Source organism: Candidatus Thermoplasmatota archaeon, from assembly GCA_035540375.1.
Taxonomy (GTDB): domain Archaea; phylum Thermoplasmatota; class SW-10-69-26; order JACQPN01; family JAJPHT01; genus DATLGO01.
Map to the genome: position 1 here is coordinate 56,177 of DATLGO010000103.1, position 16,415 is coordinate 72,591.

The window sequence follows — 16,415 nt, forward strand, 5'->3', positions numbered from 1 at the left end:
ACGTTCAAACCCGCGCATGCGACTTCCTGGCACGGAGGCTCGCCATGTCCGCCCATAACCGCCGCCATGTCGCCGTGCTCGCCCTCGCCTGCATCCTCGCCGCGCCCCTCGCCATCGGCGAGCGCGAAGCGCCGATCGTCGACGACATCGTCGTCGCGCGGGACGCGCTCGCTCCGCTCGAGTTGACCCAGACGCAATGCGGGGGAACGGCGCCGCTCGTCAAGCAGTGCACGACGGTGTTCTACGCGCGGTACCACCTCGTGATCGAGATCAACGGCTGCTACACGGGCGACATCCACATCCAGCTCCGGGACACGAAGATCACGGCGTACCCGAAGTCGAACCGCGACTGGCACATTGGCGTCGTCTGCGGCGTCATCGTCGACGCGTACGCGACCGGCACGCTCTACGCGAACCGGGAGACGGGCGCGACCGCGACGACGAGCTCGCTCTTCGGCCTCGTGAAGGCCGGAAGCCAGGATCCCGGCGTGGGACCCTGGACGGTCCGCTACACCTTCTAGGCCCCGAGCGCCTCGCGGATGCGGCGGGCGAGCGCGCGGCTCACGCCAGGAACGCGCGCGAGGTCCTCCTCGCGGGCCTCCCGGACGGCCTCGACGCTCCCGAAGTGCGCAAGGAGGACGCGCTTCTTCGCGGGGCCCACGCCCTCGATGCCGTCGAGCGCGCTCTGCGTGAGCGCCTTCGCGCGCAGGCGCCGCTGATACCGGAGGGCGAAACGGTGGGCCTCGTCGCGCGCCCGCATGGCGGGCTGGAGCCCCGGCGCGCTTCGCGGCAGATCGACCGGCCTGACGCGTCCCGGGAGCCACAGCTCCTCCTCGCGCTTCGCGAGCGCGACGACCGGGAGGGAGGCGAGCCCGAGGGCGTCGAGCGCGTCCTTCGCGGCCTTGAGCTGGCCGACGCCGCCGTCGATGAGCACGAGGTCGGGCAGCGCGGACGCCTCCTTGAGGACGCGCGCGTAGCGGCGCTCCACGACCTCGCGCATCGCCGCGTAGTCGTCGTTCCTGTCCTCGCGGACCTTGAACGTCCGGTACCGGCTCTTCGCGGGCGATCCGTCGACGAGCACCACGAGGCTCGCGACGACGCCCGCGCCTCCAAGGTGCGAGATGTCGAAGCACTCGATGACCTTGGGCGGCGAGGCCAGGCCGAGGGCGCGCGCGAGGTCCGCAAGCTCCTCCGCGTGCTCCACCTCGCCGCGCTTCAGGCGCTCGGACCCGAGCTTGAACGCGGCGTTCTTGCGCGCGAGGTCGAGGACGCGGCGCTTGTCCCCGCGGTGCGGAGCTTCGATCGAGACCCTCCCGCCGCGTCGCTCCGCGAGCACGGCCTCGATCGCCGCGGCGTCCGGAAGGACGACCTCGACGACGAGCGTCGGCGGGATCGCGGGAAGGTTCTCGTAGTAGCGACGGACGAATTCGCCGACGAGCTCGGCTTCGGGCTTGTCGGCGGATCCCCGACGAAAGAAGAAATGCTCCTGTCCGACGACGCGCCCCCCGCGCGAGAGCGTCACGACGCCCACCGCGAGGCCTCCTTCGCGGACGACGACGAACGCGTCGAAATCGTCCACCGACTTCGAGAAGACGGCTTGACGCGCGAGCGTCGAGGTGACGGCGCGCAGCCGGTCCCGGAAGAGCGCGGCCCGCTCGAAGGCCTCGCTTCTCGAGGCCTCTTCCATCTCGCGCGTGAGGCTCCTCGAGATGGCGGTCGTATCGCCCTTGAGGAAGCGCGTCGCGTCGGCCGCGGCGCGCGCGTAGGCGGCGTCGGGCTCGCTCGTCGCGAGGTCGGGCTCCTTGTCGGGCGCCTTCGCCCGCCGCTCGGCGGCCTCCTTGATGCAGGGACCCCAGCAGAGGGCGAGCTGATACGATAGGCACCCGCCGGGGATGAGCTCCTTGCAGTCGCGGATGCGGAAGACCTCGCGCACGACCTGCAGGGTCTTGCGCGCCGCGCCCGCGTCCGGGAACGGGCCGAAGGTCGCGCCCGCGGGCGGCACGTCGCGCACGACGCGGATGCGCGGGTAGTCGTCCGCGGTGAGATGGAGGTAAGGGTACCGCTTGTCGTCGGTGAGGCGCACGTTGTACCGCGGCTTTTCCTTCTTGATGAGCGCGCTTTCGAGGAGGAGCGCCTCCTTCTCCGTCGCGGTGAGGATGACGTCCACCGTCGCGGCGCGCGCGAGGAGACCCTCCTTCCGGACCTCGACCTCCCCGGGCTTGTATTGCGAAAGCCTCGCGCGGAGGTTCGCCGACTTCCCGACGTAGAGGACCCTGCCGTCGGCGTCCTTGAAGAGGTAGACGCCCGGCTCCTCGGGGTAGTCGGCAGGGTCGAGCGCGATCACGCGGGGCGATGGTCCCCGCGCGGCCAAAGCTCTTTCGCGGCTCAGAGGAGGCCCCTCGCGCGGATGGCCTTCACGACGTCCCGGCCCCATGTCTTCGGCGGCTCGCGCGCCGGATGGCGGACCTCGACCACGGGGAATCCGTCGGGGAGCGCCGCGGGAAGCCGCTCCCCCGCGTGCCGTCCCACGGCGACGGCGCCGCGCGGCGCCAGGATGTCGAGGAGGCCACGCACGTTCGCGCGGAACGCCTCCTCGAGGTCGGCGCGGCGCCGCAGTCGCGCCTCCTCCGGGGTCACGTTCCAGGGCTTCCTGTCGCGATCCACGTAAAGGAGCGGCGAATACGGGAACACGCACACGTCGGCGCCGAAGGCCTCGGGGCCGCCCCAACCGTGGTCGATCATCGTGTAGACGCAGAGGCTCGACCGCTCGTAGGTGAGCACGAGCAGGTCGCGAAGGGACTTGGGCGCGCGACCGGGGATCTCCTCGTCGAAGCCGAGCTTCGGAAGACGCGAGCGCGCGGTGCGCACGTCCGTGAACGGGACGCCGGTCTGCGTCGCTCCGTACGGTCCCGGGTTCAGCGCCACGAAAAGGAGTGAGCCCTTCTCGCGGGGCTGGTAATGGCGGAGCCACCGCTCGTGCACGTCCCATGCATAGTCGTACGGGAGATGGACGTCGATGCCGGTCTCGCGCGCGACGCGGCGGCGGATCGTCGCGTTCGCGTCCACCACGCGGCGCGTGTGCGCGACGAACGCCTCGACGTCGACCTTCCCGCGCGCCACGTCCCACCTACCGCTTGCGGGCTCGCGTCTTCGGGATCTTCGCGACGGGCGCGACGCGGCGCGGCGCGAGGAGCGGCTTCAGGAACTGGCCCGTGTAGGACCCCGGCGTCGCGGCGAGCGCCTCCGGCGTGCCGGCCGCGACGACGTGACCGCCCTTCTCGCCGCCCTCGGGCCCGAGGTCGACGATCCAGTCCGCGCATTTGATCACGTCGAGGTTGTGCTCGATCACGAGCACGGTGTTCCCCGTGTCCGCGAGACGGTTCAGAACCTCGAGGAGGCGCCGGATGTCCGCGAAGTGGAGGCCGGTCGTGGGCTCGTCGAGGATGTAGAGGGTGCGGCCCGTCGCGCGCTTCTGCAGCTCCGTCGCGAGCTTCACGCGTTGCGCCTCGCCGCCCGAAAGCGTCGTCGAGGACTGGCCGAGGCGCATGTACCCGAGCCCGACGTCGTGGAGGGTCTGGAGGGATCGCGCGACGTGCGGCACGTTCTCGAAGAAGGCGAGCGCTTCCTCGATGCTCATGTCGAGGACGTCCTTGATCGTCTTGCCCTTGTACTTCACCTCGAGCGTCTCGCGGTTGTACCGGGCGCCCTTGCAGACGTCGCAGTGCACGTAGACGTCGGCGAGGAAGTGCATCTCGATCTGCACCATCCCGTCGCCCTCGCACGCCTCGCAGCGGCCCCCCGCCTTGTTGAAGGAGAAGCGCCCCGGATCGTAGCCGCGCGTCTTCGCGTCCGGCGTCGCGGAGAACAGCTCGCGGATGTGCGTGAACACGCCCGTGTAGGTGGCGGGGATCGAACGCGGCGTGCGGCCGATCGGCGACTGGTCGATGATGATGACCTTGTCGATCTCGTCGACGCCCTCGAGGCCCTTGTGGGCGCCGGGATGCTCCGTCGAGCCGTAGAACTGGCGCGCGAGCGCCTTGTAGAGGATATCGTTCACGAGCGTCGACTTGCCGGACCCCGAGACGCCGGTGACGCACACGAACCGCCCGAGGGGAAGCTCGACGTCCTCGCCCTTGAGGTTGTTCTCGCTCGGGGCGCGCACGACGAGCGCCTTCCCGTTGCCGGGGCGGCGCTCCTTCGGGACCTCGATCGCCTCGCGGCCCGAAAGGTACGCGCCCGTGAGGCTCTTCGGATTCGACTCGACCTCGGCGGGCGTCCCGTGCGCGACGACGTGGCCCCCCGCCTCGCCCGCGCCGGGGCCGAGGTCGAGCACGTAGTCCGCCGCCCGGATCATCTCCTCGTCGTGCTCGACGACGATGAGCGTGTTCCCGAGGTCCTGCAATCCCTTGAGGGAGCGGATGAGGCGCTGGTTGTCGCGCTGATGGAGGCCGATCGAGGGCTCGTCCAGGATGTAGAGGACGCCGACGAGGCCGGACCCGATCTGCGTCGCGAGCCGGATCCGCTGCGCCTCCCCGCCCGAGAGCGTCGCGGAGGCGCGGTCGAGGGTGAGGTAATCGAGGCCGACATCCACCATGAAGCGCAGGCGGGCGCGGATCTCCTTCACGACCTCGCGGCTGATGAGCCGCTCGCGGTCCGTGAGCCGCGACTCCATGCCGTTGAACCAGTCGACGAGACGACCGACGGGAACCGCGCAGAGGTCCGCGATGCTCCGGTCGTGCACCGTGACGCCGAGGACCTCGCGCTTGAGTCGCGAGCCCTTGCATCCCTTGCAGGGCTTCGTCGCCATGAGCGCCTGGATCTTCTCGCGCTTGCCCTCGCTCTCGGTGTCCTTGTAATAGCGCTCGAGACGCGCGACGATCCCTTCGAAACGCTCCGTTCCTTCCCACGTGAAGGAGCCGGTCTTCGAAGTGAAGCGCATCGAGATGTCCTCCTTCGAGCCGTAGAGGACGGCGTTGCGCTGGCGCTCCGTCATGAGCTTCCAGGGCGTGCGCAGGTCGAAGCCGTAGTGCTTCGCGACCCATTGGAGCTCCTTGAGGATCCACGGCGAGGAGGAGAGGACCGTGCCGTGGAGGGCGCCGTTCGAGAGGGACTTGCCGGCGTCCACGATGACGACGCCGGGGTCCACCTCGAGGTTGAAGCCGAGGCCCGTGCAGTCGGGACACGCGCCGTGCGGCCCGTTGAAGGAGAAGTTGCGCGGGGCGATCTCCGGCATCGAGAAGCCGCACTTCACGCAGGCGAGCTTCTCGGAGAGGACCAACTCCTCCTTGTCCGCGACGACCGAGAGCTGGCCCTCGCCGAGCTTCAGGGCCTGCTCGACGGCGTCCGTGAGGCGCGTCCGGAACGCGTCGTCTCCCTTTTTCGAGACGAGGCGGTCGAGCACGACGTCGATCGAGTGCTTCTCGTACCGCGCCATCTTCCAGTCGTCGTCGACGGTCCCGAAGGCGCCGTCGACCCGCAGGCGCTGGTAGCCCTTCGACTTGAGGTCGAGGATGAGCTTCTTGTACTCCCCCTTGCGGTCCTTCACGACGGGCGCGAGGACCTGCAGCTTCGTTCCCTCGGGAAGCGCGAGAAGGCGGTCGACGATCTGCTCCGCGGTCTGCTTCTCGATGACCGTGCCGTCGTTGGGGCAGTGGGGGATGCCCGTGTTCGCGAAGAGCACGCGCAGGTAGTCGTAGATCTCCGTGATCGTGCCGACGGTCGAGCGCGGGTTCTTCGACGTCGTCTTCTGGTCGATCGAGATGGCGGGCGAAAGGCCCTCGATGGAGTCCACGTCGGGCTTCTCCATCTGGCCGAGGAACTGGCGCGCGTAGGCGGAGAGGGACTCGACGTAGCGCCGCTGGCCTTCCGCGTAGAGCGTGTCGAACGCGAGGGAGGACTTGCCGGATCCCGAAAGGCCGGTGATGACGACAAGCTCGTTGCGCGGCAGGGTCACGTCGATGTTCTTCAGGTTGTGCTCCCGCGCGCCACGGATGACGATCTGATCCTTCATGGCGTGAACCGGTCCCGGGGGCGACCATCCGCCGTGATGCTATTTGGGCGTTCCGCCGGAGGTGGGCGAACCTGCGGCCGCGCGGGCTAGCGTCCGAGCTGCGGGTCGCCGTGGCCGCCGAGCGCCGGAGCCTGCTCCGCGACCGAAAGGCGGGGTTCGAGACGCCCCACGATCGCGCCGGCATGGTTCGGGACGGCGGGGCGCCACCATTCTCCGAGCACCTCGAGGGCGCGGGGGTCGAGCCAGGCGAGCTGGCGGCAGGCCTCGACGACGGCGGGCGGCACGGCGCGCCACGCGCCGTCCTCCACCTTTACGACGAGGGCGCGGCCGGTCTCGAGGTCGATGACGCCCTCGATGCCCTCGCCGCCCGCCTTCGCGAGGAGCCGGCCCTCCGAGGCCTCCATGAGATCGGTGTCGAAGCGTCCCGTGCCCGCCACGTGCCAGGGCGACCCGCCCCACGCGGCAAAAAGCGGCGCGAGCGCTTCGGCGTCTTTCGGGGGCGCGTCGCGCCAGGCGTCCACGCGGCCGAGCCTCGCGAGGGCCGTCGCAAGCGACCGCAGGGGAAGCGCGGCGTTCGGCGCGCCGCAGCCGTCCACGCCCCATCGAAGGGCGTCGAGCCGGAGGCCCGAGTAGCGCGCGACGGCCTCGGCGATCGCGCGCTCGAGCGGATGGGCGGGATCGAGGTAGCCCTCGAGGCTCCACCCGTTCAGGCGGCAGGCGACGAGCATCGCCGCGTGCTTCCCGCTGCAATTGTTGTGGATCGCGAGGGCGCGTCCATCGCCGAGCCTCGCGGCCGTCGGCGCGTGGTACGGCGCGTGGGCGCCGCACGCGAGACGCTCCTCCTCGACGCCGCCTTTCGCGAGGAGCGCGCGGACGGCCTCGACGTGTCCGGCTTCGCCCGAGTGGCTCGCCATCGCGACCGCGATCTCCCGCGGCTCGAGGCCGAGCTTCCCGAAGCCGGGAGCGCGCAGGAGCGGCAGCGCCTGGAGAGGCTTGAGAACGCTCCGGGCGAACGTCACGAAACCCGCGTCGCCCGCGCCCGCCACGACCCGGCCCGTCGCGTCCGCGACCGCGAGGTGCACGCGGTGCAGGCTCTCGATCGCGTCCCCGCGCCGGACCTCGACGACGGCCACCACGCGCCCCGGAGACCGGACCCGGTGAATAAGGTTGACTCAGAGGAAACGGTCGAGCGTCGTCTCGGGGCGGCCAGGCTCCTCGGGAAGACGCTCGACGAGACGCTCGAGCGGGTCCGCGTCCTCGGGACGCTTGTCGCGTCGCCACCGCGCGATGCGCGGGAATCGCACCGCGACGCCGCTTGCGTGGCGCGAGCTCGCCTGCACGCCTTCGAACGCGATCTCGAAGACGAGCTTCGGCTCGACCGACCGCACGGGGCCGTGCCGGGCCCTCGTGTGCCGACGGATCCAGCGGTCGAGCTCCACGTTCTCGGCGTCCGTCAGGCCGCCGTACGCCTTCGCGACCGGGACGAGGCGGTGGCCGTCGACGAGCGCGAACGTGTGGTCCGTGTAGAGGCCCGCGCGACGGCCCGATCCGGGCTCGCTCGACACGAGGACCGCGTCCACCGTGAGGGGCTCGACCTTCCACTTCCACCAATCGCCGCGCGGACGACCCGCGCGGTAGGGCGACGTCGAACGCTTCAGCATCAGGCCTTCCGCGCCTCGATCGCGCGCGCCGCGCCGCAGCATCGCGGCATGGTCCCAGTCCGCGACCGCGAGGACGGGCGACACGCGCAGCGCCCGCGGACCGTCCGCGAGGCGCGCCTCGAGCCGACGACGACGCTCCGCGAGCGGGTGTTGGCGAAGGTCCTCCCCCCCGTCCTCGAGGAGGTCGAACGCGACGAAGGCGACTGGCGCCTCCGCGAGGGCCGCGGGCGTGAGGCGCTCGCGTCCGGTCCGGCGCGCGAGGCGCGCGAAGGGCAGGGGTCCCGCTCCGCGCCAGGCGAGCACCTCGCCGTCGAGGACGGTTCCGTCGGGGAGCGTGCGCGCGGCCGTCGCGATCTCCGGAAAGCGCGCGGTGGCGAGCACGTCCCCGCGCGTCCACACGTGGACGGCGCCCGCGCGGCGGATGACCTGCGCGCGGATGCCGTCCCATTTCCATTCGACGAGGAAGTCGGAGACCGATCCCAGCGCGGACGGATCGTCGGGGGCGGGGTGCGCGAGGAAGAACGGATACGGGCTCGCGGGGTCCTGCGCGGCGCCTTCGCCCGCGAGGAGACCCGCGATGAACGCCGCGTCGGGCCGCCATTCGCCCGCGATGCGACGCGCGATCGCCGCGGGCTCCGCGCCCGCGACGTCCGCGAGGGCCCGGACGACGAGGGTCTCGCTGACGCCGACGCGGAACGAGCCGGTGACGATCTTGTTGAGGACGAACGCCTCGCGAGGCGCGAGGCCCGCCCACCACGCGACGAGGCGCCGGCGCGCTTCGGCAGCGGAAGCGCTCGCGAGCGGCTCGAGCCGCTCCTCGACCCAGCGGGAGAGGGGAATGTCGTCGCTCCCGTCTCCTCCCGCCGCGATGAGCGCAAGCGTCTCCGCGAGGTCTCCGACCTCCTCGTGGCAGGCGTCGAAGAGCCAGGGCGGAAGGCCCGACGCGGCGAGGCCCGCGCGCCTCAGCGTCCGCCGGTCCACGAGACGCTTGAGCCGGCGACCGGAGAGGAACCAGACGCCCCACGCGGCGTCCGCGGGCGGCGCCTCGCGCACGTAGGCCGCGACGGCCTTCCGTTTCGCGTTCACGCTCGTCGTCCGGTCGAGCGTGTCGTAGAGGGCCGCGAAGCGCTTCACGCTTCGGCCTCCCGCTCGCCCTCGTAGCGCGTCTCGACGATGCCCGTCTCGAGCCCCGTCTGCGCGAGGTGGCGCGCGAGCACGTCCGCGTAGCCGTGCGTCGCGAGCACGCGGCGCGCGCCCGTCGCCCGGACGGCCGCGAGCAATCCGCGCCAATCCGCGTGGTCCGAGAGGGCGAAGCCGCGCTCGTACCCGACGCGGCGACGGGCTCCCCGGACGCGCATCCAACCGCTCGCGAAGGCCGTCGAGGCGCCGCGGAAACGACGCATCCACGGGCTCCTGTGGGCGGAAGGCGGCGCGAGGACGAGCTCGCCCGCGAAGCGTTCGGAGGCCGGCGCGTCGGCGACGCGACGCGTCGGCGGGAGGTCGACCCCGGCCTCGCGGTAGGCCTCCACGATCGTCTCGACGGCCCCGTGCGTCCACACGCGGTCCGCGCCGAGCATCGCAAGAAGCCTCTGAGCCTTCCCGAGCGCGTAGGCGAAAAGGAGCGCGGGGCGGCCGTCGTCGCGGCACGATTCCCACCATCGCGCGAGCTCCCGACCCGTGCGCTCCGGCGGGTCCCAGCGGTAGATCGGGAGCGCGAACGTCGATTCCGTCACGAACACGTCGCAGGGCACGGCCTCGAAGGGCGCGCACGTGGGATCGGGATCGAGCTTGTAGTCGCCCGAGACGACCCACGTCTCGTCCGGACCCTCGACGCGCGCCTGAGCGGACCCGAGGACGTGACCGGCGGGATGGAGCGAGACGCGCGTCTCGCCGAGGCGCACGCTCTCGTGCGCTTCGAGGCCGACGACGTCGGCGTCGGGGCCGAGGCGACGCTTGAGGAGCGGCAGCGAGGCGGCCGTCGCGTAGTAACGGCCGGATCCGGGCCGCGCGTGGTCCGCGTGCGCGTGCGTGACGACGGCGACCGGGACGGGTCGCCACGGATCGACGTGGAAGCCGCCCGCCGGGCAGGCGAGGCCGCGCTCGTCGGGCGCGAGGAGATCGCTCACGCGCCGTCGTCGGGTCGCTTCCCTTTTCTATCGTGCGGTCACGTCGTGCGCGCCTTGGCCGGGGCGAGCGCCCAGGCCTCGGGCGAGGCGACCGGGACCGAAGGGTCGAAACGGAACGCGTACAGGCCCGAATTGCCGTCGAACGTCACGAGCGTCCCGTCGGGAAGCGCATGGACCTCCTCGACCGTGGGCGTCCAGCGCATCTTCACCGCGGGCGGCTTCGGGGATTCGTAGGCAGGGATGTAGACGCCGACGGTCGGGAAGTTCGTCCACGCCTCCTTCGTCACGGCGGAGAAGTCGAAAGCCCAGACGCCGCCGTGGTAGAGGCTCACGAAACCCGTCGTGTTCACGGCCGTGAGGTAGTGGGTGGACCACTGGAGGCGCTCCTTCCAGACGACGTCGTGCGGAAGCGTCCACGCGCCGACCTCGAACATCTTCGCGGGGTCCGTGGTGTCGAGCACGCGCACGACGCCCGTCGGCGTATCCGTGGGCCGCGACAGGATCTCGGGGCCGACGACGCTGAAGTGGCGGCCGTCAATGAGTCGCGGGAGCGGGAACACGCTGTGCCAGGAGCCCGAGTCGTCCATGCCCTTCGCCGGATCGTGGTCCGTCCACCGGCCGAGATAGCGCGGATTCGAGAGGTCCGAGAGGTCGATCGTGAGGATGCCGTCGTCCCAGGCCGCGACCCACGCGATCGTCTTGTTCGTCGCGGGGTGTTTCCCGATCCACGCGTCGTTGTGGCCGACCTGCTGCGCGGTGGTCGACGGCTCCTTCGGGAGCGGGAGCGTCATCGTGGAGACGTGCTTGAGCCCCGTGCCCGTTGCGGTCGGCGCGACCTCGTAGAAGTGGAACGTCTGCGCGGCCGTCGGACAACCGACGCCCGGCGCGCAGAGGAGCGCGGTCGCGGCGACGAGGAGCCTGCCGTCCACGTCCGCCGACGAGACGCCGTGGCCGAAGCCCGCGAGCGGACGCCGGTCGACGACGACGGGGTTCGTCGCCTCGCCGATGTCGATGAGCAGGAGGCTCGTGGGCTGCGGGACAAGCGACTCGGGCCCGGCCGTCGCGTCCGCGACGGCCCGCCAGCCGGGCGCGCAGGCCGAGCGGAACCACAATCCGGGCGCGGTGGGCGCGTCGGCCCGGAGCGCGAGCGGCGCCGCGGCGGGGGGCTGGTCGGGCGTCTTCGTCGCGCTCGTCACGAGCGCGACGTGGCGCCCGTCCGGGACGACCGCGATGTCGTACGTGCGCGTCGAGCGGAGGATGAACTCGCCAAGCCACTTCGGCTCCTCGGGCACCGTGACGTCGAGGAGGCTGAACGCGACGTCGCCGCGGGACTCGACGACCGCGAGCGCGCGGCCCTCGCGCGTGACGCCGACGTCGCCGCACAGGTTCCCGCGAACCGTCGTCCCGTACGCGGCGCTGATCATGGGATCGTAGCCGACCGTGCGGAAGTTCGGCGTCGTGAGGTTCTGGTGCGCGAGACGGTCCGCATGGTCGTGGGATCCGTCGAGGGCGCGCGCGGCCCACGACGCGTCGGTGGCGTCGGCCACGGGCGGGTCATCCTTCGGCGTGTCCGCGGCGGGACCGAGGCAGCCGGCGAGCGCGAGCGCGAGGGCGAGGAGCCCGGGGAGGGCGCGCATGGCGGCGCGATCGTGCTCCCCGGACAAAGCCCTTCGCTTCACGGCGTCCAGGCGGCGTTCGCGGCGCCGGGGGTGGGCGTCGCGGTGACGTGCCACTCGTCCTCGCTCCCGAGGGCGGGCCCGGTCGGCGAAAGGAGGTGCCAGCGCGCGAGCGCGTGGCCTTCGGGCGCGGCGGCGCGGCCCGAGGTTCCGCCCCACGCGATCTCGTCGACGACGAGCCCGTCGGGCGCGACGAGCGCGACGTCGTCCGCCGTGTTCGCAAGGCGCGGCGCCTTGAGCGTCACGACGAGGTGGCCGAAGGCGGGCACGATCCCGGAGAGCCCGTCGGTCCCGCCCGAGGCCCCCGTGTCGCGGTCCGTGACGGTCCACCCGGCAAGGTCCACGTCGAACGGCGTCGGATTGTAGATCTCGATCCACTCGTTTCCGAGGTCCGTCCCGAGCGGGTTCGCGACGACCTCGTTCAGGACGAGGTGGTTCGGCGCGAGGGGCGCGGCGGCCTGGGCGACGGCGGTCGTGACGAGCGCGGTGACCACGAGGAGGGTCGGCTTGAGCATCGGGCGAACGAGCGCGGCGCGCGCCTTGACGCTTCTCCGGACCTCACGCCGAATGGGCGGCCTGCGCCTTCTCTCGCAGGGCGCGGATCTGGTCCCGGTATCGCGCGGCGGCCTCGAAGTCGAGCGCCTTGGCGGCGGCGCGCATCTTGCCCTCGAGCTCGTCGAGGACGACCTCGAGCTCCTTCGCGCTCGTCTTCGCGAGATCGATCGTCGCGACCTCGATCTCCTCGGCGCGCGGGCGCATGCGCCGGATTTCCTTGCGGATCGTCTCGGGCGTGATGCCGTGCTCCCGGTTGTACGCCTCCTGGAGCGCGCGGCGGCGTCGCGTCTCGGAGACCGCGTGCGCGAGCGACGGCGTCTCCTTGTCCGCGTAGAGCACGACGCGCCCGTTCACGTTGCGCGCGGCGCGCCCGATCGTCTGGATGAGGGAGCCCGCGGAGCGCAGGAAACCCTCCTTGTCCGCGTCGAGGATCGCGACGAGGCCCACCTCGGGAAGGTCGAGGCCCTCGCGCAGGAGGTTCACGCCGACGAGGAGGTCGAACGTGCCGCGCCGCAAATCCTCGAGGATGTCGATGCGCTCGAGCGTGTCGATGTCGGAGTGGAGATAGCGCACCTTGAGCCCCTGCGCCGCGTAGTACTGCGACAGGTCCTCCGCCATCTGCTTCGTGAGCGTCGTCACGAGCACGCGCTCGCCGGCCGCGACGCGCGCCTTCGCCTCCGCGAGGAGGTCGTCCACCTGGCCGGACGAGGGCCGCACCTGCACCTCGGGGTCGAGAAGACCCGTCGGGCGCACGACCTGCTCGGCGACGCGCGCGCTCTTCTCGAGCTCGTACGGGCCCGGCGTCGCGCTCACGTAGAGGATCTCGGTCACGCGCTTGCGGAACTCCTCGAACCGCAGCGGCCGGTTGTCGAGCGCGGACGGCAGGCGGAACCCGTGCTCGACGAGCGTCTCCTTGCGGGCGCGGTCGCCGTTGAACATGCCGCGGATCTGCGGCACCGTGACGTGGCTCTCGTCGAGGATCGTGAGGAATCCGTCCGGGAAATAGTCGAGGAGCGTGTACGGCGGCTCGCCGACCTTGCGGCCCGTGAAGTGGCGCGTGTAGTTCTCGATGCCCGAGCAGTAGCCGGCCTCGCGCAGCATCTCGACGTCGTACTTCGTGCGCTGCTCGAGACGCTGCGCCTCCACGAGCTTCCCGCGCCGGCGCATCTCCGCGAGGCGGTCCTCGAGCTCCGCGAGGATCGTGCCCGTGATGCGCTCCATCTCGTCGGGCGGCGTCACGAAGTGCTTGCCGGGCTGGATCACCGCGGAGCGGAGGCGCTCGACGACCGCGCCCGTGATCGGGTGGATGCGCGAGAGCGCCTCGACCTCGTCGCCGAAAAGCTCGATGCGGACCACCGTCTCGCCGTCCGGCGACCGCACCTCGATCGTGTCGCCGCGCACGCGGAACGAGCCCCACTCCGGCGCCTGGTCGTTGCGCTGGTACTGGATCGCGACGAGCTTGCGCAGGATCTCGTCGCGGGGCCACGTCTCTTTGACCTCGAGCACGAGGCGCTGCTCGCGGTACTCGTTCGGGTCGCCGAGGCCGTAGATGCAGGACACGGACGCGACGATGATCACGTCCCGCCGCGTCATGAGCGCCATCGTGGCGGCGTGCCGCAGCTTCTCGATCTCGTCGTTGATGTCCGCTTCCTTCGCGATGTAGAGGTCGCTCGAGGGGACGTACGCCTCGGGCTGGTAGTAGTCGTAATAGGAGACGAAATACTCGACCGCGTTCTCCGGGAAGAACGCCTTCATCTCCTCGTAGAGCTGCGCCGCGAGCGTCTTGTTGTGCGAGACGATGAGCGTGGGGCGGCCGAGCGCCTGGATGACGTTCGCCATCGTGAACGTCTTGCCCGATCCCGTCACGCCGAGAAGCGTCAGGTCGCGTTCGCCCGCCCGCATTCCCTCCACGAGCGTCTCGATGGCCTTCGGCTGGTCGCCCGCTGGCGCGTAGTCGGAACGCAGCTTGAAGACGCTCACGGGAGCGGCCTACTGCCTTTCCGGACATAAAGGCTCGCGGTGGATCGACGGATGTGCGCGACCGGCCGGGCGGCCGACAACGAACCAGCGCGGATAAGCGCCGCTTGACGTCTGACCTTTTCGGAGGCTCGATCGTGCAGACCCGGTGGATCGCCTTGTTCGTGGCCGTCGCTTTCCTCACCCCGACCGCGGCGGCGAGCCAGGCCCATGTGGCGCTCGAAGCGCGGGAGCCCGACCGCGGCGCGCTCGACGCGCGCGGGCAGTTCAACTGCGTTTCGGAGGCGCTCGCGCGCGGCGGAGGGCGATGCCCCGCCGAGCGGGTCGAAACGGCCTTCGTCGAAACCGGCGTGAAGATCCTCGACGCCTACTACGCCACGACGGGTTTCGCTTCGCCGTCCAATCTGGTCGACGGGTACCGCGCGAGGGTCGAGAACCCCGACAGCCCGCAGCCCTCGAGCGCCCTCTTCGCCGTGCGCGAAACGAACTATGGCGCGAACGCCCACCGGGGCACCGACGGCGACCTGCCGGACCTCATCCTTCCCGGCCTCGGCGCCTTCAGGGCCTGGTACGGCTGGTGGGACGACAAGGACCTGGACGGCGTCATCGACATCGCGTACGAAGCCAGGGCCGGTCCCTCGGGCGGCGTCGCCCGTTGGCTCGAGGCGAACGAATGGGTGCCCGATACGGCGGGGAACATCGTGAGCTACATCGACCCCGGAAGCCGCCCCTCCTACGCTTCCGTCAACCGCCCCGCCGACGGGATGCCCGAATTCGCCTACTACTATCGCGGCGGCGAGGTGCTCGACTACGCGCAGTCAGGCCAAACCCTCCACACGGACGGCTCCCTCCTCCAGACCTACCACGTCGCGACGGTCACGGACGCCTTCCCCGCGCCCGAAGGGGACTTCCCGTTCACCCCCACCGCGACCTCGCTCGTCGACCTCGACGTCCACCCCGCCGCCGCGCCCGGGCCCCTCGCGGCGCTCTATGCGGCGACCCTCGCGGGACCCGTGAATGCGCTCGGGTCGCCGAGCACCGGGTATTGTCCGGACCAGTGCCGCCCCACCCTCCCGCTGGCCGCGCTCGCGAGCGTCGCCCCCGTGGGCGGTCTCGTCTACGCGCCTTATCCGCGCGAATGGGCGGAAGGCAGCGGCTCCTCGAACGAGGGGCGGCTGTTCGATGCGGACGGGAACGCGCTGGCCGGCGGGTACGCGGAACGGTACCAGCCGTGGATCGATCTCCTCCCCTCGACCGCCCGCCCAGGGAACGCCGGGGTCGCGGAGCCCAACGGGCCGCTCACGGGACGCTCCGCCGGGGGACGCCCGGCGGCCGGTCCCGGATGGCTCGGGTTCGAGATCTGGACCGGGCTCCATCGCGACCTCGACGCGGACGGTTTCGTCGGCCGCGCCGGAGACGACCCGTACCGCGGCGGAGGCCGACCCATTCCCGACGATTACTACAATCATCTCGGCGAATTCATCGGCGCCGCCGTCGTCGACGACCGGGGCGCCGCGCTCGACCGGTTCACGGTGATCGCGCGGCCACTTCCCGCCTGGCCGCCCGGCGCCGCCGTCCACACCGTCCTCACCGGCACGCCCAGCGTGTACAACCAGAATGGCTGCACCGCGTTCAATGCCGTGGGATGCTGGACGGTCACGGATCCCGTCCTCGCGGGAGCGGACCCGGTCGCCCTCCCCGCCTACCTCGATGGGACGACCCTTGGACGCTACTTCGCGTACAACTACCTCTTCCTCCCCTTCGGCACGCGGGACTTCGCGATCGAGCTCTGCACGCCCGTCCTCCAATTCCCCCAGGCCGTCCACGGGATCCGGCACGACGAGGCCGTGTGGGACTGCGACGTCGTCGAACCGCTCGGTCCTTGAGCGCCGAGGGGGAGATTCGAACTCCCGAGGTCGGATGACCACCGGTTTTCAAGACCGGCGCGTTGGGCCGGACTTCGCTACCTCGGCAGCGGCGAGGCGGCCAAGACGCTCCCCACCCAAAACCTCGCCGGTGGATCACGGCGTCGACGCCGGGCGCCGGATGTCGGGACCGGGCGCCGGGCGCCGGGCGCCGGGTGTCGGGCGCCGGGCGTCGGGACCGGGCGCCGGGTGTCGGGACCGGGTCCGGGTGCCGGGTGTCGGGCGCCGGGTGTCGGGTACCGGGCGCCGGGTGTCGGGCGCCGGGACCGGGACCGGGCGCCGGGTGTCGGGCACCGGGTGTCGGGTATCGGGCGCCGGGCGCCGGGACCGGGCGCCGGGTGTCGGGACCGGGCACCGGGACCGGGCACCGGGTGTCGGGACCGGGCACCGGGACCCGGTCCCGACACCCGGCGCCCGGTCCCGACGCCCGGCGCCCGACACCCGGCGCCCGGCGCCGGGCGCCGGATGTCGGGACCGGGCGCCGG

At 71.5% G+C, this 16,415-nt stretch carries 11 protein-coding genes and 1 tRNA gene; 2 read left to right on the forward strand and 10 right to left on the reverse strand.

The window, feature by feature from the left end; genetic code table 11:
- Window positions 1–44 precede the first annotated feature (44 nt).
- Window positions 45–521 carry a hypothetical protein gene (locus VM889_13580; GenBank protein ID HVL49581.1) on the forward strand — a complete coding sequence of 159 codons (477 nt, stop codon included), beginning with the start codon at window positions 45–47 and terminating at the stop codon, window positions 519–521.
- Here the strand turns inward: VM889_13580 and uvrC are convergent.
- The 9 genes from uvrC to uvrB all read right to left on the reverse strand — a co-directional run bounded on the left by uvrC (window position 518) and on the right by uvrB (window position 14,008).
- Entirely contained in the window at window positions 518–2,344 is a 1,827-nt protein-coding gene (uvrC, locus tag VM889_13585) for an excinuclease ABC subunit UvrC (GenBank protein HVL49582.1), read from the reverse strand. The genes VM889_13580 and uvrC overlap by 4 nt on opposite strands.
- A gap of 41 nt (window positions 2,345–2,385) precedes the next feature.
- Window positions 2,386–3,120, reverse strand: coding sequence for a hypothetical protein (locus VM889_13590; protein ID HVL49583.1), 735 nt, complete (start codon window positions 3,118–3,120; stop codon window positions 2,386–2,388).
- Between the two features lie 7 nt (window positions 3,121–3,127).
- Window positions 3,128–6,010, reverse strand: a complete 2,883-nt coding sequence (gene uvrA, locus VM889_13595) for an excinuclease ABC subunit UvrA (protein ID HVL49584.1) — start codon at window positions 6,008–6,010, stop codon at window positions 3,128–3,130.
- An 86-nt stretch (window positions 6,011–6,096) separates the two neighbouring features.
- The gene (locus tag VM889_13600) at window positions 6,097–7,146 is read right to left on the reverse strand and encodes an asparaginase (protein HVL49585.1); all 1,050 of its coding nucleotides are present in this window, start codon (window positions 7,144–7,146) and stop codon (window positions 6,097–6,099) included.
- A gap of 36 nt (window positions 7,147–7,182) precedes the next feature.
- On the reverse strand, window positions 7,183–8,805 hold the full coding sequence (locus VM889_13605; protein HVL49586.1) for an ATP-dependent DNA ligase: 1,623 nt from the start codon (window positions 8,803–8,805) through the stop codon (window positions 7,183–7,185).
- The gene (locus VM889_13610; protein HVL49587.1) at window positions 8,802–9,797 is read right to left on the reverse strand and encodes a ligase-associated DNA damage response exonuclease; all 996 of its coding nucleotides are present in this window, start codon (window positions 9,795–9,797) and stop codon (window positions 8,802–8,804) included. Before VM889_13610 ends, VM889_13605 begins: the two co-directional genes overlap by 4 nt.
- 38 nt (window positions 9,798–9,835) lie before the next feature.
- Window positions 9,836–11,434 (reverse strand): hypothetical protein, encoded by a 1,599-nt coding sequence (locus VM889_13615; protein HVL49588.1) that lies wholly within the window; start codon window positions 11,432–11,434, stop codon window positions 9,836–9,838.
- A 38-nt stretch (window positions 11,435–11,472) separates the two neighbouring features.
- Window positions 11,473–11,988, reverse strand: a complete 516-nt coding sequence (locus VM889_13620; GenBank protein HVL49589.1) for a lamin tail domain-containing protein — start codon at window positions 11,986–11,988, stop codon at window positions 11,473–11,475.
- Window positions 11,989–12,031: 43 nt separating this feature from the next.
- Window positions 12,032–14,008: an excinuclease ABC subunit UvrB gene (gene uvrB / locus VM889_13625; GenBank protein ID HVL49590.1), complete on the reverse strand. Its 1,977-nt coding sequence runs from the start codon at window positions 14,006–14,008 to the stop codon at window positions 12,032–12,034.
- Between the two features lie 134 nt (window positions 14,009–14,142).
- Here uvrB and VM889_13630 point away from each other — a divergent pair, with 134 nt between their 5' ends.
- Complete coding sequence (locus VM889_13630) at window positions 14,143–15,891, forward strand: hypothetical protein (GenBank protein ID HVL49591.1); 1,749 nt, start codon at window positions 14,143–14,145, stop codon at window positions 15,889–15,891.
- A gap of 1 nt (window position 15,892) precedes the next feature.
- Here VM889_13630 and VM889_13635 read toward each other — a convergent pair.
- Window positions 15,893–15,978, reverse strand: a tRNA-Ser gene (locus tag VM889_13635).
- Window positions 15,979–16,415: the final 437 nt, after the last annotated feature.